The organism is Arthrobacter sp. HLT1-20, assembly GCF_054510895.1.
The window spans coordinates 103,365-129,284 of the sequence record NZ_JBTNDR010000005.1; the positions used below are offsets into that span (position 1 = coordinate 103,365).

Annotated in this window: 24 protein-coding genes; 16 read left to right on the top strand and 8 right to left on the bottom strand. The window is 62.6% G+C overall.

Features of this window, described 5'->3' with window-relative positions; all coding sequences use genetic code 11:
* The first annotated feature begins 15 nt into the window (after window positions 1-15).
* The 9 genes from ACX80Q_RS04745 (at window position 16) to ACX80Q_RS04785 (ending at window position 10,922) form a co-directional block, all read left to right on the top strand.
* Window positions 16-999, top strand: a complete 984-nt coding sequence (locus ACX80Q_RS04745) for an FKBP-type peptidyl-prolyl cis-trans isomerase (protein ID WP_459329371.1) — start codon at window positions 16-18, stop codon at window positions 997-999.
* Between the two features lie 21 nt (window positions 1,000-1,020).
* Window positions 1,021-1,416: an FKBP-type peptidyl-prolyl cis-trans isomerase gene (locus ACX80Q_RS04750; RefSeq protein ID WP_459329372.1), complete on the top strand. Its 396-nt coding sequence runs from the start codon at window positions 1,021-1,023 to the stop codon at window positions 1,414-1,416.
* 143 nt (window positions 1,417-1,559) lie between these two features.
* Entirely contained in the window at window positions 1,560-3,611 is a 2,052-nt protein-coding gene (locus ACX80Q_RS04755; protein ID WP_459329373.1) for a helix-turn-helix transcriptional regulator, read from the top strand.
* A gap of 9 nt (window positions 3,612-3,620) precedes the next feature.
* Window positions 3,621-3,992: a hypothetical protein gene (locus ACX80Q_RS04760; protein WP_459329374.1), complete on the top strand. Its 372-nt coding sequence runs from the start codon at window positions 3,621-3,623 to the stop codon at window positions 3,990-3,992.
* A gap of 21 nt (window positions 3,993-4,013) precedes the next feature.
* Window positions 4,014-4,307 (top strand): Sec-independent protein translocase subunit TatA, encoded by a 294-nt coding sequence (gene tatA, locus ACX80Q_RS04765; RefSeq protein ID WP_459329375.1) that lies wholly within the window; start codon window positions 4,014-4,016, stop codon window positions 4,305-4,307.
* 59 nt (window positions 4,308-4,366) lie between these two features.
* A complete protein-coding gene (gene tatC, locus ACX80Q_RS04770) occupies window positions 4,367-5,167 on the top strand; it encodes a twin-arginine translocase subunit TatC (RefSeq protein ID WP_459329376.1) in 801 nt (266 codons plus the stop codon).
* Between the two features lie 19 nt (window positions 5,168-5,186).
* A complete protein-coding gene (locus ACX80Q_RS04775) occupies window positions 5,187-8,045 on the top strand; it encodes a DEAD/DEAH box helicase (protein ID WP_459329377.1) in 2,859 nt (952 codons plus the stop codon).
* A 78-nt stretch (window positions 8,046-8,123) separates the two neighbouring features.
* The gene (locus ACX80Q_RS04780; protein WP_459329378.1) at window positions 8,124-9,767 is read left to right on the top strand and encodes an amidohydrolase; all 1,644 of its coding nucleotides are present in this window, start codon (window positions 8,124-8,126) and stop codon (window positions 9,765-9,767) included.
* A 423-nt stretch (window positions 9,768-10,190) separates the two neighbouring features.
* Window positions 10,191-10,922, top strand: coding sequence for a polyprenol monophosphomannose synthase (locus ACX80Q_RS04785; RefSeq protein ID WP_459329379.1), 732 nt, complete (start codon window positions 10,191-10,193; stop codon window positions 10,920-10,922).
* 153 nt (window positions 10,923-11,075) lie between these two features.
* On the opposite strand, the gene ACX80Q_RS04790 is transcribed toward ACX80Q_RS04785, so the two are convergent.
* The 4 genes from ACX80Q_RS04790 to yczR all read right to left on the bottom strand — a co-directional run bounded on the left by ACX80Q_RS04790 (window position 11,076) and on the right by yczR (window position 14,568).
* Entirely contained in the window at window positions 11,076-11,417 is a 342-nt protein-coding gene (locus ACX80Q_RS04790; protein ID WP_103467338.1) for an RNA polymerase-binding protein RbpA, read from the bottom strand.
* A 173-nt stretch (window positions 11,418-11,590) separates the two neighbouring features.
* On the bottom strand, window positions 11,591-12,523 hold the full coding sequence (locus ACX80Q_RS04795) for an SPFH domain-containing protein (protein WP_459329380.1): 933 nt from the start codon (window positions 12,521-12,523) through the stop codon (window positions 11,591-11,593).
* An 86-nt stretch (window positions 12,524-12,609) separates the two neighbouring features.
* Window positions 12,610-13,095, bottom strand: coding sequence for an NfeD family protein (locus tag ACX80Q_RS04800; protein ID WP_459329381.1), 486 nt, complete (start codon window positions 13,093-13,095; stop codon window positions 12,610-12,612).
* 63 nt (window positions 13,096-13,158) lie between these two features.
* Complete coding sequence (yczR, locus tag ACX80Q_RS04805; RefSeq protein WP_459329382.1) at window positions 13,159-14,568, bottom strand: MocR-like transcription factor YczR; 1,410 nt, start codon at window positions 14,566-14,568, stop codon at window positions 13,159-13,161.
* Window positions 14,569-14,627: 59 nt separating this feature from the next.
* Here yczR and yczE point away from each other — a divergent pair, with 59 nt between their 5' ends.
* On the top strand, window positions 14,628-15,302 hold the full coding sequence (gene yczE / locus ACX80Q_RS04810) for a membrane protein YczE (protein WP_459329383.1): 675 nt from the start codon (window positions 14,628-14,630) through the stop codon (window positions 15,300-15,302).
* Here yczE and ACX80Q_RS04815 read toward each other — a convergent pair.
* Entirely contained in the window at window positions 15,299-16,210 is a 912-nt protein-coding gene (locus ACX80Q_RS04815) for a putative RNA methyltransferase (RefSeq protein ID WP_459329384.1), read from the bottom strand. The two genes, yczE and ACX80Q_RS04815, sit on opposite strands and share 4 nt — an antisense overlap.
* A gap of 60 nt (window positions 16,211-16,270) precedes the next feature.
* Window positions 16,271-16,918 carry a peptide deformylase gene (locus tag ACX80Q_RS04820; RefSeq protein ID WP_459329385.1) on the bottom strand — a complete coding sequence of 216 codons (648 nt, stop codon included), beginning with the start codon at window positions 16,916-16,918 and terminating at the stop codon, window positions 16,271-16,273.
* 222 nt (window positions 16,919-17,140) lie between these two features.
* On the opposite strand from ACX80Q_RS04820, the gene ACX80Q_RS04825 reads away from it, so the two are divergent.
* The 3 genes from ACX80Q_RS04825 to ACX80Q_RS04835 all read left to right on the top strand — a co-directional run bounded on the left by ACX80Q_RS04825 (window position 17,141) and on the right by ACX80Q_RS04835 (window position 20,955).
* Complete coding sequence (locus ACX80Q_RS04825; protein ID WP_459329386.1) at window positions 17,141-17,683, top strand: GNAT family N-acetyltransferase; 543 nt, start codon at window positions 17,141-17,143, stop codon at window positions 17,681-17,683.
* Window positions 17,684-17,734: 51 nt separating this feature from the next.
* Window positions 17,735-20,125 (top strand): ATP-binding cassette domain-containing protein, encoded by a 2,391-nt coding sequence (locus ACX80Q_RS04830; RefSeq protein WP_459329387.1) that lies wholly within the window; start codon window positions 17,735-17,737, stop codon window positions 20,123-20,125.
* Between the two features lie 77 nt (window positions 20,126-20,202).
* Window positions 20,203-20,955: an alpha/beta fold hydrolase gene (locus ACX80Q_RS04835; RefSeq protein ID WP_459329388.1), complete on the top strand. Its 753-nt coding sequence runs from the start codon at window positions 20,203-20,205 to the stop codon at window positions 20,953-20,955.
* A gap of 705 nt (window positions 20,956-21,660) precedes the next feature.
* Here ACX80Q_RS04835 and ACX80Q_RS04840 read toward each other — a convergent pair.
* Window positions 21,661-21,855, bottom strand: a complete 195-nt coding sequence (locus ACX80Q_RS04840; RefSeq protein ID WP_459329389.1) for a hypothetical protein — start codon at window positions 21,853-21,855, stop codon at window positions 21,661-21,663.
* A 297-nt stretch (window positions 21,856-22,152) separates the two neighbouring features.
* On the opposite strand from ACX80Q_RS04840, the gene ACX80Q_RS04845 reads away from it, so the two are divergent.
* Entirely contained in the window at window positions 22,153-22,392 is a 240-nt protein-coding gene (locus ACX80Q_RS04845) for a PLD nuclease N-terminal domain-containing protein (protein ID WP_459329390.1), read from the top strand.
* A 361-nt stretch (window positions 22,393-22,753) separates the two neighbouring features.
* Here the strand turns inward: ACX80Q_RS04845 and ACX80Q_RS04850 are convergent, their stop codons facing one another.
* Window positions 22,754-23,044: a DUF4287 domain-containing protein gene (locus ACX80Q_RS04850; protein WP_459329391.1), complete on the bottom strand. Its 291-nt coding sequence runs from the start codon at window positions 23,042-23,044 to the stop codon at window positions 22,754-22,756.
* A gap of 145 nt (window positions 23,045-23,189) precedes the next feature.
* Here ACX80Q_RS04850 and ACX80Q_RS04855 point away from each other — a divergent pair, with 145 nt between their 5' ends.
* The gene (locus ACX80Q_RS04855) at window positions 23,190-24,824 is read left to right on the top strand and encodes an FG-GAP repeat domain-containing protein (RefSeq protein ID WP_459329392.1); all 1,635 of its coding nucleotides are present in this window, start codon (window positions 23,190-23,192) and stop codon (window positions 24,822-24,824) included.
* 88 nt (window positions 24,825-24,912) lie between these two features.
* The gene (locus tag ACX80Q_RS04860; protein ID WP_459329393.1) at window positions 24,913-25,866 is read left to right on the top strand and encodes a proline dehydrogenase family protein; all 954 of its coding nucleotides are present in this window, start codon (window positions 24,913-24,915) and stop codon (window positions 25,864-25,866) included.
* The last annotated feature ends 54 nt before the right edge of the window (window positions 25,867-25,920 follow it).

Genomic DNA, 25,920 nt, shown 5'->3' on the forward strand with positions numbered 1-25,920 from the left:
ATCGAAAGTGTTTCTGTGCGCCGACTTCTTGCCCTGCTCGTTCCCGTGCTGTTGCTTGCAACAGCTTGTTCGCCCGGTTCAACCGACACCGCCGCGCCGGCCCCCAGCGCCTCGGTGTCCATTCCGCCGTCGAACGCGCAAGCCCTGGCCTCCGTCAAGGTGGAAGACCTTGGCAAGGGCAAGGCACCCAAGGTCACCTTTGACAAGCCGCTGGCGATCAAGGCCGAGTCCATGCGCCTGGTCACCCCCGGCGACGGCGCGCAGATCAAGTCCGGGCAGATCGTTGCGTTCCAGCAGGTCATGCTGAACGCCACCGACGGTGCGACCATCGGCGAATCGTTCACCAAGGAACAGTCCAACAAGATCACCTTGGATGAGAACTTTAAGTCCCAGTTCGCTCTGGTTTACTCCACCTTTGCCGAAGCGAAGGTTGGCGCCTTCATCGCCTACGCAACTCCCGCCGTGCCCGCCGTTGCCGGTTCCACCGAGGCGCCGGCCCAGCCCGAACAGCCCGCAGCCATGAGTGTCTTCAAGGTCATCTCGGCAACGGACGCGCCGGCCCCGGCCAAGCTCATGAGCGCCGATGACGTTGCTGCCCTCGCCAAGGACGGCAAGCTGCCCGTGGCAAAGTTTGATGCCAAGGGCATCCCCAGCATCACCATCCCCAAGAACGATCCCCCGGCTGACCTGGCCGTCCAGGTGCTGACCGAAGGCAAGGGTGACGTGCTCGCTGCCAGCGATTCCATCTCCGCGCTGTACACGGGCTGGACCTGGTCCGACGGTAAGTCGTTCGACTCCGCCTACGATCGTGGCGAGGCCGCAACATTCAGCCTGCAGGGCGTAATCCCGGGCTGGACTCAGGGTCTGACCGGCCAGAAGGTTGGCTCAACGGTCCTGCTGACCATCCCGACGTCGTTGGCCTACGGCGAGGAGGCAGCAGCCCAGGGCAAGCCGGCAGGCACCCTGGTATTTGTTGTTAAGATTGAATCGAAGAAGTAACTAACACCCGCAAGGAGCACCATGTCTTTTGGAACACGCGACTACGATCGCACCAAGCCCGAAATCGATTTCCCGGCACACGCCGTGCCCACCGAGCTGGTCATTGAGGACCTGATCGAAGGCACCGGCACCGAGGTTGTGCCCGGCAGTACCGTTTCAACCCATTACGTGGGCGTTGCCTTCTCCACCGGCGAAGAATTTGACTCTTCCTGGGGCCGCGGCAACCCGCTGGAATTCCGTGCCGGCATCGGCCAGGTCATCCAGGGCTGGGACCAGGGCCTGATCGGCATGAAGGTGGGCGGCCGCCGTCGCCTGGAAATCCCCTCCGAGCTGGCCTACGGCTCACGCGGCGCCGGTGGAGCCATTGGCCCCAACGAAGCGTTGATCTTTGTTGTTGACCTGGTGGCCGTGCGCTAAGCACCCCCTCCCTCCAACTGACCCGCAGAAAACGCCGAAAATCGCATCAAAAATGCGAATTTTCGGCGTTTTCTGCGGGTCAGTTGTTTAAGGGCGGGAGGGTGGGTCGGTAACACGGTTCCGCTGCCGGTACGCTGGGCAGTGTGTCCACAAAAATTGATGCCACTGAACGGCTGTTGAATCTGGTGATTGCCCTGCTGGGGACCCGGCGCGGCTACAGCAAGAGCTACCTCCGGGAACGAATCAACGGATACATGCCGGTGGCACCAACCTCCGCCGAAGAAGAGAAAGTCCAGGCATCCTTTGAGCGGATGTTTGAACGGGACAAAAGGACCCTGCAGGAACTGGGCATCCCCATGTCCGTCATCACCAGCTACGATACCGATGCCCAGGATCAATCTCTGTACCGCATTGACCCGGTGGACTACCAGGTGCCCGAGGTGCGCCTCGACGAACCGGCCATGACACTGCTGGCCGTTGCGGCCAACGTTTGGGCTGAAGCAAGCTTTGGGGCCGCTGCCCAGTCGGCGCTGCGCAAGATCGCCACCCGGGCGGGAACAAGCTGGTATGAGGATGCGGCCACCTCGCAATCGCGCATCCGCACTGCCGATCCCTCCTTTGAACCTCTCTGGACCGCACTGCGCAGCCACCACCCCGTGAGTTTTGGCTACAGTGCGCCCGGGGCCGCCTCCACCGCACGCACCATTCAGCCCTGGGGTCTGGGCAACAAGTATGGCCAGTGGTACCTCTCAGGATTTGACCTGGACAGGGGGGAGCAGCGCAGTTTCCGGCTCTCACGCATCACCACCGTGGTCACTGTGCACACCAGTGAGACGTTCAACCGTCCCAAAGAGTTCACCATCGCCTCCGTTTTGGACAGCCTGGGCACAGGAACCCCGCACACGGCCCAGATTGCCGTGCCCCGCGATGCCGCGCATTGGTTGCGCAGCCGACCAGACACCGAACTGGCCACGGACAGCGCCTGGCACAGGGAGAACTGGGATGTGCTGAGCGTGCGCTACCGGGAGCCGGAATTGATGGCCGACGACGTAGCAGCCATGGGTGCCCAGGCGCTGGTTGTTGCTCCGCTGGCCCTGCGAGACGCCGTGGCCGCCCGCCTGCAGCGCGCCGCCGCTGCCGCCGCCACGGAACCGGGCCCCTTGGACTGGAGCATTCCGTTGCCTGGCCCGGCGGCAAAGAAGAAGGATTCACGGGACCGGCTCATCCGGCTGTTGTCCATGGTGCCGTATTTGGTGGCCAATCCGGGCGTGGACGAGGCTGAGGTGCTGGCGGAATTCAACATCACCCCCAGGGAGTGGGAGAGGGATCTGGACACGCTGAACGTCTCAGGCCTGCCGGGTTACCTGCACGGGGACCTGATGGACGTCACCACCGAGGCCGGGCAGGTCTTCATTCGGGATGCCGAGACCCTGTCCAGCCCGCTACGCCTGACCCAGGAGGAAGCCTGCTCGGTTCTGGTGGGCCTGCAGGCCCTCACGGCATTGCCCGGCACGGAGCAGGCGCAAACACTGCGCACAGCCATCAAGTCATTGAGTGCCGTGGCGGGGGAGGACGCCTGGCTGGCGAACGCCGTCGGGCTGCAATTAATTACCGGCCCCGAAGCGGAAACCATTGCAACGCTACAAGAGGCCATCATCAACAGGCGTTCCTGCACCATGACCTATCTGGTCCGGGCCCGTGACGAGCTCGGTGATCGCGTGGTGGAGCCCATCCGGCTTTTCTCGCTTGATTCGCTTTGGTATCTGCGGGCTTGGTGCCGCAAGGCGGGGGAGTTGCGCAGCTTCCGGGTGGATGCCATCAAGGCACTGTCCGACGCCGGGCCCCAGGACCATGTCCCGGCGGCCGGGTTCCCGTGGCAGCCGGGCACCGGCATTTATGATCCCGGCAGCAATGACTATCCCGTGCAACTGGTGGCAACCGCCGCCGCCGTGCAGCGGTTGGGACCCGCCTACAACGCATCGCTTTTTGCCGTGGCCAACGGTGAGGTGGGTTTGCGCATGCTGGTGGGCGACACTGCAACCTTGGCCCCGCTCATGGCCAGGCTGGGCGGGCGGGCGCGGGTGGTGGGGCCGCCCGCGGCGTGTGCTCAAACGGTTGCCTGGCTGGCGCAGGCCGCGGCAAGCTATGACGCTGTGGGCGAAAACACCCCGGTTCCTCCCAGCGTGGGCGGATAGACTCAAAAAATGCCTTGGTGGTCTTGGATTCTCCTCTGGATTGCGCTGATTGCGCTGTCCCTGCTTTTCATGGCCTTTTTGGGCCTCAAACTTTGGCGCCAAGCGTCGGCGACCATGCGCACTTTCACGGATGCAGGTGACGAACGGGCAGCCTATTGGGAGCAGCAACTGGCCAAGGCTGCAGTGGAGCACGTCACAGAAGAGCGAACGGTGGTTCCCGGCAGCGCAGTTTTTGCGTCGCCTGAAAAAATGAAGGATGATTACCTAGCTACCAAAGAGGAACGGCGTTTTGCCCGACTTCAGCGGCGCGTCGCCCGCAGGAAAGAACGCGGACAGCTCCAATCCTTGCGCGACATCGAAGCATTACAAGACGTAGGATGAACCAAAAGGAAAGGCGTTACCGTGGGAAGACTTTTTGAGAGCCCCTGGGCTATCACCATCATCATCATTGTTGTTCTGTTGCTCTTCGCGGCACCGAAGCTGCCCGGCATGGCCCGCAGCCTGGGCCAGTCCATGCGCATCATCAAGTCCGAGGTCAAGGAAATGAAGAACGACGGCAAGGACGAGAAGCCCTCAGCCGCGCCGACCGCCTCGCCTGCTCCGGAAGCTCCGATGGAGGGCAAGATCGTTAACAACCCGACACAGGGCAACGTCTCGGGCGACGGTACCGGAACCGGTACTGGCGCTCAGTCATAGAAGCGGTCGAAGAGCCGGTGGTCGCCACGAAGGGCCGTAAAGCCAATCCTGAAGGCAGGATGCCGCTCAAGGCGCACCTGATCGAGGCGCGCAACCGGCTGTTCAAGAGTGCCCTGGCCATGATCCCGGGTGTTATTCTTGGCTGGATCATTTACGATCCGCTCCTCTTTGCTCTCACCCAGCCACTGCGTGACATCAGCCAAGAACGCAACATCGTTGCCACCTTGAACTTTCAGGGTGTCACGACCTCCTTCGACTTGAAGGTCCAGATTTCCCTGATTTTGGGGCTTATCATCGCCTCGCCTGTATGGATCTATCAGCTGTGGGCGTTCATCACTCCGGGGCTGACCAAGAAGGAACGCCGCTACACGCTTTCCTACATGTTTGCCTCAGTGCCGTTGTTCTTGGCTGGGATTTATGCCGGCTGGCTCATCTGGCCCAACATTGTCAAGGCATTGACCTCATTCACACCCGAGGGCAGTGAGAGCGCCAACATCATTACGGCCCTTGAATACTTGCAGTTCGCCATGCAGCTCATGCTCTTCATGGGCGCGGCGTTCCTGGTTCCCGTTCTGCTCTTTGCGCTCAACGCCGTTGGCCTGGTCCGGGGCAAGACGTACCTGAAGGCGTGGCGCTTCACCATCCTCGGTGTCACCATCGTCTCTGCGATGGCGGCTCCGGGATCGGATGTCATGAGTATGTTCTTCCTTGCCGCACCCTTGTTGGTGCTGTATTTTGGCGCCATTGGCTTGTGCCTGCTCAATGACAAACGCCGTGACAGGCGTGATGCAAAGAAGGCCAAGGAATCCGAGGTCACGGCCGATGTGGCCACGCCCTCAACGGATCTGGAAGTGCTCTGAGCTGACGTAGGCTTGTACTATGCCAAGCTCTGAGATGACAAGCCCTGCCGAACGTTACCTGGCGGCCAAGGATCGAGTTCGAGACCAAGGCACTGAACTGGGGGACTTCAAGGCAGGCTTGTCCTTTGAGCTGGATGATTTTCAAAACACCGCGTGCCGAGCCGTCCTGGCCGGCCGCGGTGTTTTAGTTGCGGCCCCCACCGGTGCCGGCAAAACCATTGTTGGTGAATTTGCCGTCCACCTGGCGCTGAGTCGCGGGTACAAGGCGTTTTACACGACCCCCATCAAGGCGCTGAGCAACCAAAAGTTCCAGGAGTTCTGCGATAAATATGGTGCAGAAAACGTGGGGCTGCTGACCGGGGACACCAGCATTAATTCCGAGGCGCCAGTGGTGGTCATGACCACCGAAGTTCTGCGCAATATGCTCTACGCAGACTCGAACACGCTCAACGGCCTGGCCTATGTGGTCATGGATGAAGTCCACTACCTGGCGGACCGTTTCCGCGGCGCAGTGTGGGAAGAAGTCATCATCCACCTGCCCAGCGAAGTCGCTGTGGTCTCCCTGAGCGCCACCGTCTCCAACGCCGAAGAGTTTGGTGCCTGGCTGGGCACCGTCCGGGGCGACACCGCGGTGGTGGTCTCCGAACACCGGCCAGTTCCCCTCTGGCAGCACGTGATGGTTCAGCGCGATCTGGTGGACCTCTTTGCCGAGAATGTGGCCTTCGATGAGGCTGCCCCCGGCAACCAGTCCCCGGACAACGCCCGCACCCCCAAGATCAACCCCGAACTATTGAAGCTGGCGCGCTCGGAAACTGTGCGCACCAACGGCGGCTCGCGTGGGGGGCGTGGGGACCGTTTCGACCGTACCGGCGAGGGCAACCGGGGTGGTGGAAAGTACGGCAGCCAGCGCGGCGGTTTTGGCGCGACCCGCGCCGCCTCCCGGCCCCAGGTGATCCGGGCGCTCGAAAAGCAGGACCTGCTCCCCGCCATCACCTTCATCTTCTCCCGTGCTGCTTGCGACGCAGCAGTCAACCAATGCGCCGCCGCTGGGCTGTGGCTCACCACGGAGACCGAGCGCACTGAGATTGCCCGGCGCGTGGATGCTGCCTGTGCGGAGCTCCCCGACTCAGACCGTGACGTGTTGGGCTTTTGGGGCTGGCGGGACGGCTTGTTGAGGGGACTGGCAGCCCACCACGCGGGCATGCTGCCCAGCTTCAAGGAAGTGGTGGAGGACCTGTTCGCCGACGGACTGGTCCGCGCTGTTTTTGCCACCGAAACCCTGGCCCTGGGCATCAACATGCCTGCCCGCACAGTGGTTCTGGAGAAGCTCGAGAAGTACAACGGCGAAGCCCATGTTGCCATCACGGCGGGGGAGTACACCCAGCTGACGGGCCGGGCCGGGCGCCGCGGGATAGACGTTGAAGGTCACGCGGTGGTGTTGTGGCAGCCGGGCACGGACCCAACTGCCGTGGGCGGCCTGGCCTCAAAACGCAGCTACCCCCTGAATTCCAGCTTCCGCCCCACCTACAACATGAGCATCAACCTGGTGGCGCAATTTGGTCAGGACAGGACCCGCGACATTCTGGAATCGTCCTTTGCCCAGTTTCAGGCGGACAGCTCGGTAGTAGACCTGGCCAAACAGGTCCGGTCCCGCGAAGCGTCCCTGGCCGGCTATGAAAAGGCCATGGCCTGCCACTTGGGCGACTTCAACGAGTACGCCAAACTCCGCCGCGAACTCTCCGACCACGAATCCGGTGCCTCCGCCTCAAAGTCCAAACAGCGCCGCAACGCAGTGGTTGAATCCATTGCCAGCCTGCGTGCCGGCGATGTGATCATGGTGCCGGGCGGGCGGAACCCTGGGTACGCCGTGGTGGTGGGCCCAGACAGCAACACCCGCGAGCCGCGCCCCTCCATCCTGACGGTGGACAGAGAACTGCGGCGACTGAACCTGCATGATACGAACGGGCCGGTGGAGGTTGCCGCGCAGTTGCGCCTGCCCAAGGGCTTCAACGCCAAGGTGCCCAAGGACAAGCGCAATTTGCTGGCCGCGTTGGAGGCCAAACTTGCCGAAGCCGCAGCGCAGCGCCCGCACCGGACGGCAGCTTTCCAATACTCGGAGACGGGCGAGGAAGCTGCCATCACCACCTTGCGCAGGAACCTCCGGGCCCACCCCTGCCATGGCTGCAGCGACCGGGAGGACCATGCACGCTGGTCCGAACGCTGGTGGAAGCTGCGGCGGGAGACTGACGGGATTGTGCGGGCCATCCAGTCGCGCACCAACACGATTGCCCGCACCTTTGACAGGGTCATCGACCTGCTGGCCGGCTACGGATTCGTGGTGGCCGACGGCGCCGGACAACTGGTGCCCAGCGAGGACGGCCAGCGCCTGCGCCGCGTCTACGGCGAGAAGGATCTGTTGATTGCCCTTGCGCTGCGCCAGGGGGCGTTTGCCGGCTTGGACGCGGCCGAACTGGCAGCCTTTGTCACCACGCTGGTGTACCAGGCCAAACGTGACGGCGAAGGTTCCCGTCCCCGGATGCCCAGCGTGAGCCTGGAGCAGGCCGTGGAAGATGTTGTCATCCAGTGGTCAAGGCTCCAGGACGCCGAGGAATCCCACAAGCTGCCGCTGACCAGTGAACCCGAGATGGGCCTGGTGTGGCCCATGTACAAATGGGCCAAGGGGCGCAGCCTGCAGGACTCGCTGGCAGGGACGGAGCTGGCCGCGGGGGACTTTGTGCGCTGGACCAAGCAAGTCATTGACCTGCTGGGGCAGCTTGCCCAGGTCCCCGCCGTGCCGGCCGGCTTTGCGCCCGTGTGCCGCCAAGCCGTGGAGCTGCTCCGCCGCGGTGTTGTTACCTACACGGCCGTGTTGGACTAGACCCAAGTCCCGCTCGTCCCTGCGCGGGGGCCCCGTGAAAAAGATTTTGAACAGTGTGTTGAAAGGACTGTATTTCCCATGTCATTGACTTTGTACAGGAATGGCTCTGTGTACAGCGCGGCCGATCCGCTCGCCACGGCCATGCTGGTGGACGGTGACGTGGTGGCATGGGTTGGTTCCGAACATGCCGCCACATCGCTGCTGGATTCCCGGATGCGGGAGGTGGACCTTGCCGGGGCGCTGGTTGCGCCCGGATTTGTGGACTCCCACGTCCACGTCACCGAAACGGGCGTTGCCCTTGATTCTGCTGACCTGTCCGGGGCCACCTCCGTGACAGATCTCCTGGACAGGGTTGCCGCGGCCGCCGCCAGCACTGCTGGCATGGTTTTGGGGTATGGCTGGGACAGCAGCGACTGGCCTGACAACCGGCCACCCACCGCGGAAGAGTTGGACAGGGCCACGGGGGGCCGCGAGGTGTACCTGGCCCGGGTGGACGTCCATTCGGGTGTAGTCTCCTCCGCGCTGGCCCAGCGCTGCGGGCTCAGCGCCCTCGCCGGCTGGGATGGTCAGGGGCTGGTCAGCGGTGCCGCGCACATCAAGGCCCGGGAAGCGGCCCGTTCCCTGACGCCCCAACAGCGTCAGACGGCCCAGCTGCGGGCCCTGCGCCACGCCGCCGCCAACGGCTATGTGGCCTTGGCTGAAATGAGTGCACCCCATGTTGGCTCCATCGAGGACCTGACTGCCCTGACGGCGTTGACCGCCGCCGACGCCGCCGAGGCGCTTCCGCAAATACTGCCGTATTGGGGCGAACTGGTTTCCAGTGTTGACCAGGCGCGCGAGCTGCTGGCCCTTCTGGGGCCGGCTGTGCTTGGCCTGGCCGGAGACATCAACATTGACGGCTCCCTGGGTTCCCGCTCGGCACTGCTGCGCAGGCCCTATGCCGATGTCCCAACCACCTCAGGTGCTGCACACCTGACCGTTGAACAGGTTGCCGCCCATTTGGCCGCGACCTCAGAACTGGGGCTGACCGGCGGTTTCCACGTCATCGGTGATGGTGCCATGGACATTGCCCTTGAGGGGCTGGCAATTGCTGCCGCACGGGTGGGCATCGAGAAGGTTCGGGCCGCCGGGCACCGCTTTGAGCATGCTGAAATGGTTGACGCGCCAGCCATGGCCGCCTTGGCCAAACACGCCGTCACGGTTTCCGTGCAGCCAGGCTTTGACGCCCTCTGGGGCGGAGCGGAGGGGATGTATGCCCAACGCCTAGGTGCTGACCGGGCCCGTGAACTCAATCCTCTGGCCCGCTTCTATGAGGCAGGTGTTCCGCTGTGCTTTGGCTCGGATGCCCCCGTGACACCGTTGAACCCTTGGGCGAGTGTCCGGGCGGCACTGAACCACCACGAGCCCACGTCGCGGATTTCCGCCCGGGCGGCGTTTATTGGTCATACCCGTGCCGGATGGCGGGCCGCCAAGTCGGAGAACCCGTTCCTGGGCCAGCTGGCTCCGGGAGCCCCCGCCAGCTTTGCCATTTGGGATGTGGATGCCCTCATGGTGCAGGTGGCCGATGACAGGGTGCAGTCCTGGTCCACGGATCCACGGGCCCGCACGCCCTTGCTGCCGGCCCTGGATACCGGAAGTGACCCTCGCTGCCTTCAAACGGTGCATCTGGGCCGCGAACTGTTCGCCAGTGAAGACTTCAGCGCTGGCGTACAGCTACCTTAATACTGGCAAGTTCTTTTTCAGCCGCCTCCCGCAATTACCCCGCGGTAATAAGCACCCTGACCTGCGCAAACGCCTATACGTGCAGGTCAGGAACGTGTTGACACGAGGGTCTTGGGCAATTAGTTTTAGGGGAGCGGAGAACCTCCTTTGGGAGAGTCCCGGTCGGTGTTAAGTTCAGCTTCGCCGACGCTAGGGAGATAGGTTCACGCGCCACTAGAAAACAACTAAGCATGGTGCACTTTGCGCGTGTCTTAATTGGTCCGAAGGCGCGTGGACTTATCTTTGCCCTAGCCATTTCGCCTATAATGGTCATTTGGCGCTAGTTGCCCGCCGCTATGTGGAAAAAAGCCCTCACCTGGCACCAGCGGTTGCAGACCAGGGCCCACTATTCTTGCTACATTCACCACGGAAAGGCACCAATTGTTGCGTGTCCTTGTGATCATTCCCACCTACAACGAGATCGAGTCACTGCCTAAAACGCTGACGCGCCTCCGTGCAGCCGTACCGCACGCGGATGTGCTGGTTGCCGACGACAACAGCCCCGACGGAACAGGCCAATGGGCCGACGAGTTCGCCGCCACCGACCCCGCCGTGCATGTGCTGCACCGCGCGGGCAAGGAAGGCCTGGGAGCTGCCTACCTGGCCGGCTTCACCTGGGGTCTTGACGCCGGCTACGACGTCTTGGTGGAAATGGACGCCGACGGCTCCCACCAGCCCGAGCAGCTGCCCCTGCTGCTGGATGCCATCGATGCGGGCGCCGACCTGGTGCTGGGTTCGCGCTGGGTGCCCGGCGGAAAGGTGGTCAACTGGCCGCTGCACCGCAAGCTGATCTCCACCTGCGGCAGCCTGTACTCTCGCGTCATCCTGGGCATCTCGATCCGCGACGTAACTGGCGGGTACAGGGCCTTCCGCCGCAGTACCCTCGAAGCACTCGACTTTAGCGCCGTCGAGTCTGTCGGCTACGGCTTCCAGGTGGACATGCTCTGGCGCGTGTGCCAGAAGGGCATGAAGGTTGTCGAAGTTCCCATCACCTTTGTGGAGCGCGAATTTGGTGCCTCCAAGATGAGCGGCAACATTGTCCAAGAAGCCATGGTCAACGTGACCAAGTGGGGCTTGACTGCGCGCTGGAACAAGCTGACTGGCCGCAACAAGTAGCATCATCTGGCCCCCTTCGCCCTCATGTACGACGGCGGAGGGGGCCTTGTGCTGCCCCGTTACGGAGCTTTGCTGCGGGGGAGTGTAGCGGGATGCAAAAAGGTGGGCCGCCCCACGTCAGGGCGGCCCACCTTTTGTGTAACTGGTGAAGGCTTAGACCTTCTCGCCACGCTTTTCGCGCAGGATGGTCAAGCGGTCAGCCAAGATGGTTTCCAGCTCGGGCAGCGTGCGGCGTTCCAAGAGCATGTCCCAGTGCGTGCGCACGGGCTTGTCGTTGGAGGTATCGGGAGCCTCGCCGTTGACCAGCAGGGCTTCCTTGCCGGTCTTGGACATCCAGGTTGCCGGGATTTCAGCTTCCGAGGAGAAGGTGACGAAGACCTGCTCTCCGTCGGCGCAGCGGTACTCCACGCTCTGGCGAGGAGCCGGCTCAACACCGGATTCTGTCTCCATGCTCTGTGCGCCCAGGCGCATGCCACGCAGGCTACGATCGCTCATGACTTCTCCCTAAATTTGTTGACGTCTATTGATTCAACGCTCCACTTGGCACAGTTGTTCCTGCGGGGAAGTGGGTGTTGAAAGCGGCCGGGCAAAAAGCCACGCGGCCAAACACCTATTATACGTGCTTGGCCGCGTCCAAGATGCAGCGGGTGGGGCTGGTGTGATGCGAGCTACTGCGTGGCAGGCTCTGTTGGTTCGACGGCGTCGTCCGCGTCTGTTGCCGTGTTCCCCAAAACGTTGCCGATGCCCTTCAAGGCTTCGCCCACTTCGCTGGGAATGATCCACAGTTTGTTTGAGGTTCCCTGGGCAATCTTGGGCAGCGTCTGGAGGTATTGGTAGGCCAACAGCTTCTGCGTGGGGTTGCCCTTGTGGATGGCGCCAAAAACCTTCTGGATCGCCTGGGATTCACCATCGGCGCGCAGGATGGCCGCCTTGGCGTCACCCTCGGCCTTCAAGATGGCCGACTGGCGCTCACCTTCAGCAGTCAAAATGGCTGACTGCTTGGTGCCTTCGGCCGTCAGGATGGCCGCACGGCGGTCACGCTCGGCACGCATCTGCTTCTCCATGGAATCCTGGATGGACAGGGGCGGGTCAATGGCCTTGAGCTCAACGCGGCTCACGCGGATGCCCCAGCGGCCGGTGGCCTCATCGAGCACACCACGGAGCTGGCCGTTGATCTGGTCGCGGGAGGTCAGGGCCTCTTCAAGGTTCAAGCCACCCACAACGTTTCGCAGGGTGGTTGTGGTCAGCTGCTCGACAGCCTGGATGTAGTTGGCGATCTCATAGGTGGCTGCACGGGGATCCGTCACCTGGAAGTACACCACTGTGTCAATGGAGACCACCAGGTTGTCTTCGGTGATGACGGGCTGCGGCGGGAAGGAAACAACCTGCTCGCGCAAATCCAGCAGCGGCAACAAACGGTCCACGAACGGAATCAAGACCGTCAGTCCCGGATTGAGTGTGCGCTGGTACTTGCCCAGGCGTTCCACCACGCCAGCCCGCGCCTGCGGGATGATGCGCACTGAACGGACTAGAACGATTACTACGAATATCAGTAGGACAAAGATTACAAATAGCCACACGAGTGTGCCAGCATCTCCCATGAAATCCCCTCTTTTCTGTGTAAAGAATCTGTGTACTCAGACGCTCAGGGCGCGCAGGCTCAAGCCCGGCGGCACCCTGGCGGCATTTAGGCTGTTGTTGTTGCCGGTCCGGCCGATTTTTGCGCTGAAGGGTAGTCGATGATGGCCGTGGCGCCGTCGATCGAGGCAACCTCCACGGTGGCCCCCACGGGAACGTCCACCCCTGTGTTAATCCGTGCAGTCCAAATGTCTCCACCGATCTTCACCAGGCCTGCGCTTGCACTCACGGCTTCCAGGACCACTGCCTTGTGACCGATCAAGCGGTCAATGTTGGAGAGCTGGTCCGCAGGTCCGCGGTGGAGGTGGCTCATGGCCAAGGGTCTGATCAGAACTGTGGTGGCCAGGGCTACAACGCAGAAGACCACAATCTGCAACCACAGTTCAGCGTGGAACAGGAAGGCCACAAGGGCGGCCAGTGCACCCACTGACATCAGGATGAAGTACAGGTTCAGTGTCAGCATCTCTGCAACGGCCAGGAGCAGGAAGACTGAGAGCCAGATAATCCAGCCGAAGTCATTAATCCATTCAAGCATTTCGTCCCCCTTAGAGACTGATGTGTACCTATGACACTACTACGTTGGGCTGGAAATTTCCGGCTAAATAACGCCCTGTTGGGGCATTCTTAAGGGGTCGGAGCCCACGTGCTCACCCAAACGGCTCAGGATGCTCACGCCGTCGCGCAATTGCTCATCGCCATAGCAGAACGGCAGCCGCAGGTACCTCTCGAACGCTCCGTCAATTCCGAAGCGGGGGCCAGGGACCAACCCCAAACCTTCGGCGCGCGCGGCCAGGGCCAGGGCCGAGCTGGAGATGGTTTCGGTGTTGATCCACAGTGACAGCCCACCGTCCGGGACTTCAACGTGCCATTGTGGCAGGTGTTCGGCCAGCAGCGCCACCAGGGTGTCCCGGCCGCGGCGCAGATCCAGGCTGCGGCTTGCCATCATGGAGGGCATGTCGGCCAGCAAGGTGGTGGCCACCAGCTGTTCCACCAGCGGCGTGCCCAGGTCCATGGCGGGCCTGTTCCGCAACAGTTGCGCCATGATCTCCCGTGAGCCACGGATCCACCCCACCCGCAAGCCACCCCAGGCAATCTTTCCCAGTGAGCCCAGGGTCAGCACACTGGGCGAGAAGGCTGCCATGGGTGGCATGGCGCCCCGGTCAATGTCCAGCAGTGCAGTGGTTTCATCCACCACCAGGACAGTGCCCTCACGGGCGGCTGCGGCAGCTAGATACTCGCGCTCCTGGATGGACATGCTCATGCCTGTGGGGTTGTGGAAATCCGGCATCAGGAAGGCCAGGCTGGGAGCGGCGCGGCGAATCTGCAGCAGCGCCTGGGCCAGGTCCCAACCGCCATCCTGCCGGACTGGAAACGCCAGGATGCGGGCGCCCATGGACGTGAAGGTATCCAACGCGTGCGGATACGTGGGTTGTTCCACCATGATCCGTTCGCCGGGGGAGTACAGCGTCCTTGTCACCAGGTTCAGGGCGTGTTGGGCGCCAATGGTCACCATGATCTGGTCCGCCGAGGTGGGCAAGCCCCTGTCGCGGTAGTGCTGGGCGATGGCTTCACGAAGATCGGGCAGGCCCACCATGTCGAAGCCGTCGTGCGAGAGGTAGTTGGGCAATTGTGCGACGGCGTCGGCGTAGGCGCCCTGGATCCCCGGGTAGGCGGGGGCCGTGGCCTTGGTGAAGTCAAGGGCCAGCCCATTGTGCATGCCGTGCTCGCCGCGTTCCCGGCCGGGAAGCCGCAGGGTGCTGCCGGAACCCCTGACACTGTCCAGGAAACCGTCGTCGCGCAATTTCGAGTAGGCGGCGGCCACGGTGGTGCGGCTGAGGTCCAGTGCCTGGCTGAGCTCACGTTCGGCCGGAAGCTTGGCGCCGCTGGAAAGCCGGCCGTCCATCAACAGCACCCGGATGCGCTCGGCCAAGGCCCGGTAGGCGGGGGTGTTGTTGCGCCATTCGCCCAGTTCGCGCGCCAGCCGCCTGCCCGTGACAAAAGAGTTCATAGATCCACATTAGTGGAATTGGCCCTTTTGCGTAAGTCCAGTTTGACTAGACTAGCCATATGCACTCGTTTCTCACCACCACCTCCCTGCCCATCCGCCTGATCCGGCTGTTCCTTGGCTTGGCGCTCTACGGAGTGGCCATCGCCCTAATGATCCGCGGAAACATTGGTGCGTCGCCGTGGGATGTCTTTTCACAGGGCGTCTCCCGGACGTTTGGCCTCTCCTTTGGCGTGTGGACCATCCTGATCAGTGGATTGGTCTTGCTGCTGTGGATTCCGCTGAAGCAGCGCCCCGGATTTGGCACCATTGCCAACGCCTTGCTGGTGGGGGCGTTCGCGGACCTTGGATTGGCCCTCATCCCGGAGGCCACACAGCTTCCCCTGCAGCTGGCATCCTTCGCGGCCGGCCTGTTCATCTTGGCGTTCGCCACGGCACTCTACATTGGTGCCGGCCTGGGACCTGGGCCCCGGGACGGTCTCATGACGGGCCTGGTGCGCGTCACAGGAAGGCCGGTGTGGCTGGTTCGATCGGGCATTGAGCTCAGTGTTGTGGTGCTGGGATTCTTCCTGGGCGGCGTGGTGGGGGCCGGAACCGCGGCTTTTGCCCTGGGTGTGGGACCGCTGACGCAGCTGACGCTGAAGTGGCTGCACGTTGACCTGCACGGCAAGACCCCCAAATCCCGGCTGGTGGATCTGGGCAACCCCGAGGAATTGCAGGCTGCCGGGGCGAACTAGACCTGGGCGTTGGGGGCAAACACGGAGATCCGGAACGCCGCCGTGGCGCTTGTCAGCCCGGGAAGTTGCGCCAACGCGGCACCTAGAGCCACCGGATCGAGGTGGTGCCCGGCCGGACCCATGAGGGCCACATTGCCAACATCACCCGGGCTCAGTTCCAGCGGGCACAGCACCTCCTGGCTGCTGACCAGGGAGAAGTGGCTCGCCATGGAATGTACCAAGGCGGCTTCCTTCTCCTCTTGTATGGCCAGTAGTCCGGCAAGCTGGGCAATTTCTGTCAGGTGCCCCGGCAGGGGAGTGACCACTATCAGCGATCCGCCGGGCTTGAGGATCCGCGCAAACTCGGCCGCGTTGCGCGGGGCGAAGATGACCAGGACGACGTCGGCCGTGTTGGCTCCCAGCGGCAGGGCCCGCCACAAGTCCCACACGATGTTCGCCGCTTGCGGGTTCCTCCTGGCGGCCCGTCGCAGCGCGAACTTGGAAAGGTCCAGTCCCACGGCGTCCAGTCTGCGAGCGCCTCGGTGTTCCGGCCCGGATGGGGCGTTTTCGCCACGGGTGGCCAGGGAGCTAAGTATCTGTTGCAGGTAGTAGCCGGTTCCCGTGCCCGCGTCCACCAGTAGGGCGTTTTGCGCCGCGGGCGGGAGTGCGGCGTCGACCTGCCGGGTCAGGGCGTTACTGAGGTCTTGGTAGTGGCCCGCGTCCAGGAACGCGTCTCTTGCATTGACCATGGCCGCGGTGTCCGGCAGGAACTTGGTGCCGTGGCCGGTGAGTAGGTTGAGGTAGCCCTGGCGGGCCACGTCAAAGCTGTGCCCCTCAACGCAGGCAAGGCTGGTGGCGCCTTGCTGCGGGGCAATAAAGTCCATGCCGCAATGCGGGCACAACAAAGCTTCGACTACTGAGGGTTCCATGCAACCATCTTAGTTTGGGTGTGCGGCTGCGGTGGAAACGCCGACCACCGCGGCAGGGCCCTAAAAATTCAAGCCCGCCCGGGCCGCCGCAATGTCCGGGTTGGCCCAGTGTGCACTGTACTGCGCATTGCTGGCCAGCGAGCGCGGGTGTGCCTTGTCTATATAGAGGGTCCCGGCAAGGTGGTCCGTCTCGTGCTGGACAATCCGGGCCTGCCACCCCGTGAACCTGCGCGTGTGTGCCGTGCCGTTTTCGTCCCGATAGGCGAGGTCCACTGTTGCGGGGCGGTCCACCACTGCCTGCCAGCCGGACATGGACAGGCATCCCTCATAGTGTGAAGTCCTGTCCGCCCCCACCGGTGTGTAGTGCGGGTTGACGATGGTGAAAAGTTCCAGCGGTTCGCGGTTGCGGGCTGCGGCGTTCTCCGGCGTGACGGGGTACTGGTCCTCGAGGACTGCCAATTGCAGGGGGATGCCGATCTGCGGGGCGGCCAGGCCAACGCCCGGGGCTGCCCGCATGGTGGCCGTCATGAGCTCAATGAGGCCGCCCAACTGCCGGTCATCGAGCTGCCCCGTGAAAGGGAGGGCGGCGGCGCGCAGCACGGGGTGGCCTGCCTGCACGACGGCGGGAAGCTCACCGGCGTCGAGGATGGCGGCCACAGCGTGCCGGAGGTAGTCGTCGTCGAACAGGGGAAGGCTGGGTTCAGGCATCTTGATCCTCAAGGCGCCGGGAACCCGCGGCAACCAGGTCAACGTCCACAGCAAATTTCATGTGCCTACTCCTCCAAGCGAATGTGTTGTGTCCTATTGTGCCAAGCATTGAGTGCGAATGGTCACGCGGGCTGTGGCGGGTGGGACGCGGGCAGCGGAATTCACGGCGTGTTAGCAGCGAGGCAGGCTGCGGGTCATCCGCCAACAGGGCACAATGGTTGAATGAAGAACATCACCACTGAGCGACTGACGCTGCGAGCCTGGCAAGAAACCGACGTTGATTTTGCCTACGACTTGTACTCACGCTGGGTGGTGCAACGCTTTATTGGCGCAGAGCCGGCGGTCATGGTGAGCCGGGCCGAAGCCGCGGAAAGGGTCGCCCGTTTCCAAAGCATCGACCATCCCATTCACGGCATTTGGGCCGTTACCCGCGCCTCGGATGGACTCGCCGTGGGGACGCTGCTGCTCAAGCCCATTCCCGCCTCGGGTGAGGAGCCGCTGGAGCCATCCGACGACGTCGAAATTGGCTGGCATTTCCATCCTGACCATTGGGGCAATGGCTATGCCACGGAAGCGGCCGCCGCTGTTTTGGCGCACGCCTTCAGCAGTGGACTCAAGCAGGTGGTTGCCGTGACCAACCCCGCCAATGAGTCCTCCCAGGCTGTCTGCCGCCGCATTGGCATGGCCCACCAGGGCCCCACGGAGCAGTACTACAACGCCAGCTGTGAACTGTTCACCATCGCCAGTCCGGTCTCCAGCAACTAACACCACCGCCAGCGAGGACCACTTGCCTCCCGCTGACAGAAATGAGACGCCATGAGCATCAGCAGCAATGTAGAAGCACAAACCAGCCAGTTGCATGCTGCCGACACCCATGATCTGATCCGGGTGCGGGGTGCGCGTGTGAACAATCTCAAGGACATCAGCGTTGAAATCCCCAAGCGCCGCCTGACGGTGTTTACCGGCGTCTCGGGTTCGGGCAAGAGTTCACTGGTCTTTGGGACCATTGCCGCAGAGTCCCAACGCATGATCAACGAGACCTACAGCGCCTTTGTGCAGGGCTTCATGCCAACCCTTGCCCGTCCCGATGTGGACGTGCTGGAGGGGCTCACCACCGCCATCCTGGTGGACCAGGAGCGTATGGGCGCCAACCCGCGCTCCACCGTGGGCACCGTGACTGACGCCAACGCCATGCTCCGCATCGTTTTCAGCCGCGTGGCGCAGCCGCACATCGGATCCCCGCAGGCCTACTCCTTCAACGTGGCCTCCGTCAGCGGCTCCGGTGCCATCACCATGGAAAAGGCGGGGGAGAAGGTCAAAGAGCGCCGCAGCTTCTCCATCACCGGTGGCATGTGCCCGCGCTGTGAAGGCACCGGCAACGTCAAGGACTTCAACCTGGACGCCCTGTTCGACGCCGGGAAGTCCCTGTCCGGGGGCGCCCTCACCATTCCCGGCTACAGCATGGACGGCTGGTACGGGCGCATTTTCGCCGGCACCGGCTTCTTTGACATGGACAAAAAGCTTGGCAAGTTCACCAAGAAGGAACTCCACGACCTGCTGTACAGCGAGCCCACCAAAGTCAAGGTTGAGGGCATCAACCTGACCTACGAGGGCATCATCCCCAAGATGCAAAAGTCCATGCTGGCCAAGGACGTGGACGCCATGCAGCCGCACGTCCGCGCCTTCGTGGAGCGTGCAGTGGTTTTCACCACCTGCCCCGATTGCGGCGGCACCCGGCTGGCGGAGCACGCCCGCAACTCCAAGATCGAGGGCATCAGCATCGCCGATGCGTGTGCCATGCAGATCAGCGACCTCGCCGCCTGGGTGCGCTCACTTCAGGAGCCCTCCGTGGCGCCACTGCTGGGGGCGCTGGGGGACACCCTTGACTCCTTCGTGGACATCGGCCTGGGCTACCTTTCACTGGACCGGCCCTCCGGAACACTGTCCGGCGGTGAGTCACAGCGGACCAAGATGATCCGCCACCTGGGCTCGTCCCTGACGGACATCACCTACGTGTTCGATGAGCCCACCATTGGCCTGCACCCACACGACATCGCCCGCATGAACACACTCCTGTTGCAGCTGCGCGACAAGGGCAACACGGTGCTCGTCGTGGAACACAAGCCCGAGGCCATCGCCATCGCCGACCATGTCATCGATCTGGGGCCGCGCGCCGGATCCGACGGCGGCCAGGTGGTGTACCAGGGCAGCATCGAAGGCCTGCGCGCCAGTGGCACCCTGACCGGTAAGCACCTGGATGACAAGGTGGCGCTGAAGGGCACGTTCCGGAAGGCGTCCGGGGCCATGGCGGTCCGCGGCGCCACCGAAAACAACCTCAAGGCGGTTGACGTGGACATCCCGCTGGGCCTGCTCACGGTGGTCACGGGTGTGGCCGGTTCCGGCAAAAGCTCGCTCATCCATGGCTCGGTGTCCGGCCGGGACGGCGTGGTCACGGTTGACCAGGGAGCCATTCGCGGTTCCCGGCGCAGCAACCCCGCCACCTACACGGGCATGCTGGAGCCCATCCGCAAGGCGTTTGCCAAGGCCAACGGCGTCAAGCCTGCCTTGTTCAGCGCCAACTCCGAAGGTGCTTGCCCCACCTGCAATGGCGCGGGCGTCATCTACACGGACCTGGGTATGATGGCGGGCGTCTCCACCCTCTGTGAGGAGTGCGAGGGACGCCGTTTCCAGGCCGCTGTGCTTGACTACCATTTGGGTGGGAAAAACATCAGCGAAGTCCTCGGCATGTCAGTGGATCAAGCCGAGGAGTACTTCCGCGACGGCGACGCCAAGCTGCCAGCTGCGCACAAGATCGTGAGCCGGCTGTCCGACGTCGGGCTGGGTTACCTCAAGCTGGGCCAGCCGCTGACGACCCTCTCGGGGGGAGAGCGGCAGCGCATCAAGCTGGCCACGCACCTGGGGGAGAAGGGTGGCGTCTACGTCCTGGACGAGCCCACCACCGGCCTGCACCTGGCCGACGTCGAGAAGCTCCTGGGGTTGCTGGACCGGCTCGTGGAATCCGGCAAGTCCGTCATCGTCATTGAGCACCACCAGGCCGTCATGGCTCATGCCGATTGGATCATTGACATTGGCCCGGGCGCCGGGCACGACGGCGGAAACGTTGTTTTCCAGGGCACGCCGGCCCAGCTGGTGGCATCGCGGGAAACGCTCACGGGCCAGCACCTAGCCGCCTATGTTGGCGCCTAACGGAGTGTTCGAACATTAATTCGAATATTGCGGGGGAGCGGTGCCCGATCATCCGGGAGGGGACCGAGCTGGCGTTTGTGGCTTGCGGTACCGGTCCCGTGGTGTTGATTCTGCACGGGCTGGCGGGGGATTCGGGGGAGTTTGAGCCCACCATGGCCGCCCTAGTTGACACGTATCGCGTGGTGGCGCTGGATCAGCGCGGCCACGGGCGCAGCACGCGCCGGCCCGTGGATGTTTCCCGGGATGCGTATGTGCAGGATGTTGTCGAGCTCATTGCTCAGCTCAGCCCTGATGCACCTGTTCGTCTCGTGGGGCAATCCATGGGTGCCCACACGGCCATGCTGGTTGCTGCGTCGCGGCCGGATTTGGTGTCATCACTGGTGCTCCTAGAGGCTGATGCCGGGTCAGGGTCGCCGGCGGAAGCTGTTGCATTGGGTGAGTTCTTTGCCGCTTGGCCCGTGCCATTTGCTGATGCAGCTGCCGCAGCGGCGTTTCTGGGTGACTCACCTCTTGCCGCGGCCTGGGTCAAGTCCCTGGAACCCCGGGACGGCGGGCTCTGGCCACGCTTTGATGCCGACATCATGGAAGCCTGCATCCGCCACGTGATGCGGCCACGGTGGGACGAATGGGTCTCTGTGCAGCCACGGACGCTTGTGGTGTACGCCGATGGCGGGATGTTCACCGAGGTGCAAAAGCGTGAGTTCGTCACGCGGCGGCCAGGAACGATTCGCATTGATCTGAGCAACGCCAGCCATGACGCCCATCTGGACCAGTTTGAGGCGTGGATTCAGGCGCTTGAGGGTTTCCTTGAATCAGCTGAAATTGGCTGATTCGGACCACTTCCGGGATCACCACGGCACGCCGATAATCTACATTATGTCAAGTAAAGCGGAGGTGGACTCCCCGCTTGGGATTAATGGACTAGTTCTGTTCCGCCGCATCCATATTCCTGATCTGTGCGAATCCGGGCTGGCAGCGTGTGCGCGATTCTGCGGTGCCGCCACATCCTGCCGATTCATAGATGCAGGATTCCTGGAAGTTGGTTTTTCCTGCCGCAGGGACTGTTGGTGAGCCCTGTATAGCCAAAAAAAATTGCTTTCGGAGGAGGCCCGCAGGATTCATGACCAACGTTGCATTTTGGGCTAAACCACTCCCCCGAGACCAAAATATGAATAATTATCCAACACCTCTCCGGCGGTCAGGCGCTGTTTCCCACCTCATTGAACGCGTTTCTCCCACCGAAAATTGGATGACCGGGACAGTGTCTTGCCTTGGCTTCTGCGAGTTGTTGAACGCGACGGCGTAGTCCTGTGTCTGATGAATGGAATCGGCCAAGAAGAGCCCGCCAAAATTCTTGGGATCCGGCCCGGGACCGCCGAGGCGGTGGGGGCCGCTCGTCCTGGCTCGAATCTGCGGACCGTCAGCCCTACGTCCCTGAAAACTGGAATGCCGGGAGGGTCATGAACATCGGGGCATTGCGGCCGGTTTCGAAGATTTGGTCCAACTCAGATCGGCCGAAACTCGAACGCCCGGCGCTAGACCCAAGGGCCGGAGATGTCCTTGCCTTTATCGATCTCACGCCGTGCATCTCGAATACCTTTAGCTACGTCAGGATTTTGGGCCTCGATGTCGTTGGCGCTCTTGTCAAAGCTCCGGAGCGACCGAAACAACACCGGCAAGGAACACAAGATGCAAATCCCTGCGATGATCAAGATCGAGGCGATGTCCATGGCATTTTCCCTCTGCATTGGAAAGAACGGCACGAAACGCAATAACATGTCCATTCTACTCTTGGGGACTTTGCTTGAACCCGTCCTGCCGCTGAAACATCACCGATTCACAAATTCGCCTGTCCCAGCACTTCCGGCGGGTCCACGCGTTCCCGTGCCATACATCCAGCGACTCGCGGGTTGACGATTGAGTGCTCGAAGGTCGCGGTAGGGTGTTAGTTACTCGCTAGTCGATATACAGCTGGCGGTGGTATCGGCCTTTTTGGGGGAAAGATGTTGACGGTGATTCTGCAATCCATGAGCAGTACAGATCCGGTCCTTCCTGCGGGGTGGGTGCTTTTGCAAATCGCGGTCTCACTTGTATGTTTCGCGCTGCTGATCGCGTCATTGATTAGCATTGCTCGGACCAAGAATCAGCCCGCCGCCAGAACCGCGGTGTGGGTTTTGTTCGTGTTTCTGCTGCCGATTATTGCTCCTTTGCTCTGGTTCATCGGAGGACGAAGGGCATCGAAGCCCACCCGTTCGCTGCCATCCTGAGCCTCCCATTCCTTTGTCTCACCTTGCTTGCCCGTGAAACGGCCTGCGGCGCTAGTTTCCATTCCGTAGACCTGATCGCAACCAGTTTCGTGAGGCCGAAGCTCAGATGTTGATTCATTCGGCAGAGCCTACCCTGACCGGAAATGGTCCGGTATTCCGCAGGAAGCCACATCCGATTCGGGGTTCATCTGACATTCCCCGAGCGTTTCCTCGTCCCCGTCGGCTGGGTCCATCTGATGGGTCACCTGGACCCGCTGGCGGGAGCCGCGATGTCTGGGACGCGCGTGCCCGAGTGAACTCGGCAACCCAGCGATGGTTGCCCAAAAATGGTTGCCCACGCCGCGTGGGGAAGTGTGCTTGGCTATGCGGGGCGGTTGTTCTTGCCGTCCAGCCAAAGCTCCGTGGACTCGTCGCGGTGGGTGCCGTCGGTGCCAACATGCTTCTCACTGATGGTTGGCCCGTTCTTGATGACATGAACCATGGCCATAGCATGTCCGCGGCCCAGCCCGTAGCTGTCCTTGAACCAGTCGATGATGGCTCCGGCCTGGATGGGCGGTTCATCGAGGCCGCGTTGATGGGCCAGTGCCAGGAGTTCCCGGGGCGTCAGACCGGTCTTGTCCTCGATCGTGTCCAGATATGCCTGAAATGACATCGCCTAATCTCCTCATGCTGGTCCGGTGGAGTGAGTCGTGGAAAGTACTCTATCCACACGGGAGCGGCATGGTCCAGCAGATAGGGTGCCGCGACATCTGGTCGGCGGCACATTTGCGTGGTTAACTTTAACTGGAAGTGATCACATGCACCAGCAGCTTGGCCTGACAGGTACCAAGAGAACAGTCTCGACGAAGACGCCCAGTACCCGCCTTCTGATCCAAAGTGTACTATCCGCCCTGGCGCTGGTGATGAGTCTTCTGGTCACCGCCCATCCAGCCCGTGCAGCCACGCTCAATGGCCATGACATATCCTGGCCGCAATGTTCAACCGCCGTGGGTGGGTTTGGCTTGCCGCTGCCACCCACGAGCACCCAGTTTGTGGTGCTCGGCTTGACCAAGGGCCTGCCATTTACTGAAAACCCCTGTTTGGGCACCCAGCTGACCTGGGTGAGGACCAATTCCAAGCCCGCCCAGGCCTACACGATGGCCGCGTTTCCCTCGGCAAGCCAACTGGGCAGCTATGGCACGAAGGGTCCGTGGTCCGCCGTCACCCGGGCCGGCCAGCTGTCCAACGTTGGCTACGCTCAGGCGTCGTTCGCGCTGGCCACCATGGCACGCAACAGCTTCCGCCCCGGCATGGTGTGGATCGATGTGGAACCACGTCCGGCCCAGCCGTGGCCCACCGCGACGGCAGCGGCGCAACGCGAAAACCGTTTGATTATTGAGGGTCTGATGCGGGGGCTGCGTGATGCCGGGTTCTCCTATGGACTGTACTCCTTCACCAGCGGGTGGCAAGCCATCACGGGCTCGTGGCATCTTCCCGGGGTACCGGTCTGGGCCACCGCCGGCCGGCTTGACTACCCCACTGAAGCGCAGGACCGCTGCGTCCAACCAAGTTTTTCCGGTGGGCGTGTCTACCTGTCGCAGTGGTACGACGATACTCGCGACTACGACCTCACCTGTTCGAACTATGCATTCACGGCGCTGCCCATGCCAGGCTCTGCCCTGTCCGGCTCCACCGCCGACTTTAACGGCGACTGGAACAATGACGTTCTGGCCCGGGTGGCAGTGGCAAATCAATTGCGCCTCTATCCGGGCACCGGCAAAGGCGTCTTTTCGGCTGGCTCCACGATTGGCGTTGGATGGGGCGGCTTCAACGTGCTGGAAACCGTGGGTGATTTCTCCGGCGACGGCCATGGTGATGTGCTGGCCCGGGCACCGGCCACGGGCCAGCTGTGGCTTTACCGCGGCAATGGCGTTGGTGGGTGGCTGCCCCCTCAGGTGATAGGCAACGGCTGGAACGGGTTCGACTCCATTGTGGGCCCCGGTGACATGAACGGCGATCAAAGAGTCGACGTCCTGGCCCGGGAAACAGGAACGGGCCGGCTGTGGCTATACCCTGGCAATGGCAGCGGCGGCTGGCTTTCTCGGGTACTTGTGGGTGTCGGTTGGGGAATATTCAACACCCTTGTGGCCCCTGGTGACTTCACGGCCGACGGGACCTCCGACATTCTGGCGAGAGAAACCAGCACCGGCCTGTTGTGGCTGTATCCACGCACTGCTTCAGGCGGCTGGAATCCGCGGATCCTCATCGGAAACGGCGGGAACTCGCTTCCGGCCATCATGAGCCCCGGCGACTTCAACGGCGACAGAACTGCCGACGTGCTTGGCGTCGACTCTACCGGAACCATGTGGCTCTACCCGCGCACAGCACAGGGAACCTGGGCCAGTCGCGTTCAGGTGGGCCACGGGTGGAATGCCCTCAACGCCATCTTCTAGCCGGTCACAGCCATGAAAATGAGTCCACGATTTGCGGTGCGGGGCAGCTGGCCAGAACCCACCAGCTGGCTGCCCATAAGATGTAGCCATGAATACTGACTTACGCGCAGCTCCTCTAGCCGCCGACACCCTGCGCAGCTGGGCAATGGACGAAGAACTCAAAAAGACTGTGCTGGCCAATCCCGTCCTGGCCCACGCTGCCGGCAGGATCGCCCGGCGATACACAGCCGGTGAGAGCGCAACGGACGCGTTGGCCCTCATTGAAGCCAATGCCGCACGGGGGCACCGGACAAGCATCGAGTGCGTGGGAGAATCCGTCCGGTCCGCCGACGTAGCTAATGCTGAGGCCAGCGCCTTCCAATCGTTGGCCAGTGAGCTGAAGCAACGAGGTCAGTACGCCACCGTGTCCCTGGACCTCTCACACATCGGCTCCCTCGTTTCACCTGAGCTCGGCCGCAGCAACGCCTTGGCCATTGCTGCCGCAGCGCGTGATGCAGGCAGCTACATGATGATCTCGGCTGAAGGCTCCGAACGTACGGATCTGGTGCTTGACCTTTACGATGAAATCGCCGCCCAGTTCCCGGAAACAGGCATCACCATCCAAGCGAGACTGCACCGCTCCCCCGCCGACCTTGAGCGGGTCATGGCCCGCCCCGGCCCCATCCGCCTTGTCAAGGGCGCATTCTTGGAAAATCAGCGGGTGGCCCACCCGCGGGACAGCGCCCCGCTCACGGACAGCTACCTGAGGATGGCCCAGCGGCTGGTGGCGGCCGGGCATCGGGTGAACCTGGCAACTCACGACGCCGATCTGGTCGCGTCACTGAAGTCCCTGCTCGGCCAGCAACTCCATGGCGAGCACGTTGAGTTCGAGATGCTCCAGGGCCTTGGCACCGCATTGCTCGATTCACTTCATGGGGAGGGGTACACAACACGCGAATATGTGGTGTTCGGCCCCGAATGGTGGCTGTACGTCCTGAATCGAATCGCCGAACATCCGGAACGGGTCGTGACAGCGCTCGCGGACCTGAACCAAACAGCCTAGCTCGAAGGAAAAGCAGGGCCCGCGGCAGGCAATCACCGATGGCCCTGCAATCAC

Bases quoted from the DNA above. Each gene is read 5' to 3' on its own strand.
- ACX80Q_RS04750 (WP_459329372.1), top strand. From the start codon at position 1,021: ATGTCTTTTGGAACACGCGACTACGATCGCACCAAGCCCGAAATCGAT.
- ACX80Q_RS04760 (WP_459329374.1), top strand. From the start codon at position 3,621: ATGCCTTGGTGGTCTTGGATTCTCCTCTGGATTGCGCTGATTGCGCTG.
- tatC (WP_459329376.1), top strand. From the start codon at position 4,367: ATGCCGCTCAAGGCGCACCTGATCGAGGCGCGCAACCGGCTGTTCAAG.
- ACX80Q_RS04775 (WP_459329377.1), top strand. From the start codon at position 5,187: ATGCCAAGCTCTGAGATGACAAGCCCTGCCGAACGTTACCTGGCGGCC.
- ACX80Q_RS04780 (WP_459329378.1), top strand. From the start codon at position 8,124: ATGTCATTGACTTTGTACAGGAATGGCTCTGTGTACAGCGCGGCCGAT.
- ACX80Q_RS04790 (WP_103467338.1), bottom strand. From the start codon at position 11,417: ATGAGCGATCGTAGCCTGCGTGGCATGCGCCTGGGCGCACAGAGCATG.
- ACX80Q_RS04795 (WP_459329380.1), bottom strand. From the start codon at position 12,523: ATGGGAGATGCTGGCACACTCGTGTGGCTATTTGTAATCTTTGTCCTA.
- ACX80Q_RS04800 (WP_459329381.1), bottom strand. From the start codon at position 13,095: ATGCTTGAATGGATTAATGACTTCGGCTGGATTATCTGGCTCTCAGTC.
- yczR (WP_459329382.1), bottom strand. From the start codon at position 14,568: ATGAACTCTTTTGTCACGGGCAGGCGGCTGGCGCGCGAACTGGGCGAA.
- yczE (WP_459329383.1), top strand. From the start codon at position 14,628: ATGCACTCGTTTCTCACCACCACCTCCCTGCCCATCCGCCTGATCCGG.
- ACX80Q_RS04815 (WP_459329384.1), bottom strand. From the start codon at position 16,210: ATGGAACCCTCAGTAGTCGAAGCTTTGTTGTGCCCGCATTGCGGCATG.
- ACX80Q_RS04820 (WP_459329385.1), bottom strand. From the start codon at position 16,918: ATGCCTGAACCCAGCCTTCCCCTGTTCGACGACGACTACCTCCGGCAC.
- ACX80Q_RS04825 (WP_459329386.1), top strand. From the start codon at position 17,141: ATGAAGAACATCACCACTGAGCGACTGACGCTGCGAGCCTGGCAAGAA.
- ACX80Q_RS04830 (WP_459329387.1), top strand. From the start codon at position 17,735: ATGAGCATCAGCAGCAATGTAGAAGCACAAACCAGCCAGTTGCATGCT.
- ACX80Q_RS04840 (WP_459329389.1), bottom strand. From the start codon at position 21,855: ATGGACATCGCCTCGATCTTGATCATCGCAGGGATTTGCATCTTGTGT.
- ACX80Q_RS04845 (WP_459329390.1), top strand. From the start codon at position 22,153: ATGAGCAGTACAGATCCGGTCCTTCCTGCGGGGTGGGTGCTTTTGCAA.
- ACX80Q_RS04850 (WP_459329391.1), bottom strand. From the start codon at position 23,044: ATGTCATTTCAGGCATATCTGGACACGATCGAGGACAAGACCGGTCTG.
- ACX80Q_RS04855 (WP_459329392.1), top strand. From the start codon at position 23,190: ATGCACCAGCAGCTTGGCCTGACAGGTACCAAGAGAACAGTCTCGACG.
- ACX80Q_RS04860 (WP_459329393.1), top strand. From the start codon at position 24,913: ATGAATACTGACTTACGCGCAGCTCCTCTAGCCGCCGACACCCTGCGC.